This is a genomic window from Rathayibacter tanaceti, from assembly GCF_001634385.1.
GTDB lineage: Bacteria > Actinomycetota > Actinomycetes > Actinomycetales > Microbacteriaceae > Rathayibacter > Rathayibacter tanaceti.
In genome coordinates this window covers 1-1,477 of the sequence record NZ_LIIN01000249.1, presented here as the reverse complement: position 1 = coordinate 1,477, position 1,477 = coordinate 1, and the positions used below count along the sequence as shown (strand labels likewise).

Sequence of the window (1,477 nt, the reverse complement as noted above, 5' to 3'; positions counted from 1 at the left end):
CTCCGGCACCCGCCCGGCCCGCTGCGCAGCCGGCTCCGGCCCCCGCTCCTGCACCGGCCCCCGCTCCAGCGCCGCTCCCGCAGCCTGTCGCCGCACCCGCACCCGTCCTCGTCCCCCAGGGCAACCAGGTCGAGAACGCGATCTCGTACGCGATGGCGCAGCTCGGCGAGGAGTACGTGCTCGGCGGCATGGGACCCGACCAGTGGGACTGCTCCGGCCTGACCAAGGCGTCGTACGCCTCCTCCGGGATCTACATCGGGACCCACTCGGCGACCAACCAGTACAACACCATGGCCAACGCGGGCAAGCTCGTGCCGTACAGCCAGCGTCAGCGCGGCGATCTGATCTTCTGGGGTGGCGGTGGCGACTACTACCATGTGGCCATCTACCTGGGGAACAACCAGATCCTCGAGGCGGCCGACTACGGCAAGCCCGTGCGCATCTGGAACACGTGGGGCAGCCCCGCAGGCATGGTCGGTCGGCCGGCGGCCTGAGCGGCCACGCGCCTCGATACGAACGAGCGAATCCCCTCCTGTCCGGCGACGGGAGGGGATTCGCTCGTTCGTATCGAGGGGTCAGTGCCCCTCGTCGGCCAGCTTCTTGATGCCGTCCTGGACGATCTGCTCGGCCTCGGCCGCGTCGCCCCAGGCCTCGACCTTCACCCACTTGCCGGGCTCGAGATCCTTGTAGCGCTCGAAGAAGTGCTTGATCTCGTTCTTGGTCTGCTCCGGGACATCGTCGATGTCCTGGATGTGCTGCCAGCGCGGGTCCTTCGCCGGGACCACGACCACCTTGGCGTCCGAGCCGGCTTCGTCGCTCATGTTGAGCACGCCGACGGGGCGGACCGAGACTCCCACGCCCGGGAAGACGGGGTACTCGAGCAGAACCAGCGCGTCGACGGGGTCGCCGTCGAGGCCGAGGGTGTTCTCGAAGTAGCCGTAGTCCGTCGGGTAGACGAACGAGGTGAAGAGCACGCGGTCGAGGTACACGCGACCGGTCTCGTGATCGACCTCGTACTTGTTGCGGCTCCCCTTGGGGATCTCGACGACGACGTCGTATGCGGCCATGCTCTCTCCTTGAGTCGGTGGCGCCGGAACGGCGCATCGGCAGTGGTGCTGCGCCCAGATGCGCTCGTGCACGTGCGCGCGTTCGCAGGCCGGATCGCTGGCCTAACGTTACTTGATGTGCCCGATCGCCCCCGCCTGACCCCTGCCGTCGCCGACCTGCGGCGGGCGGTGCGGGCGAGCCTGGACCGGCTCGCTCCCGGCGCCCTGGTGCTGGTCGCGCTGAGCGGAGGCGCCGATTCGCTCGCTCTCGCCGCCGCGGTCGCGTTCGAGGCGCCGCGGGGGGGCCGACGCGCCGGTGCGGTGATCGTCGACCACGGGCTGCAGGAGGCGTCGGCCGCGGTCGCCACGCACGCAGCCGGGCAGGCGCAGGCGCTCGGGTTGGCTCCGGTCCTCCGCGAGGTGGTCTCGGT

The 1,477-nt window shown here is 70.1% G+C and carries 3 protein-coding genes; 2 read left to right on the top strand and 1 reads right to left on the bottom strand.

The genetic code is table 11. The features are described from left to right. Window positions 1–494: C40 family peptidase (locus tag ACH61_RS15405; RefSeq protein WP_161489688.1), on the top strand; the 494-nt coding region annotated here is incomplete at its 5' end. A gap of 81 nt (window positions 495–575) precedes the next feature. Here the strand turns inward: ACH61_RS15405 and ppa are convergent. Continuing rightward, on the bottom strand, window positions 576–1,067 hold the full coding sequence (gene ppa, locus ACH61_RS15400) for an inorganic diphosphatase (protein WP_068213747.1): 492 nt from the start codon (window positions 1,065–1,067) through the stop codon (window positions 576–578). 117 nt (window positions 1,068–1,184) lie between these two features. Between ppa and ACH61_RS15395 the strand changes: the two genes are divergently transcribed. Further along, window positions 1,185–1,477 (top strand): ATP-binding protein (locus tag ACH61_RS15395; protein ID WP_330220193.1); only part of this gene is annotated, 293 nt, incomplete at its 3' end.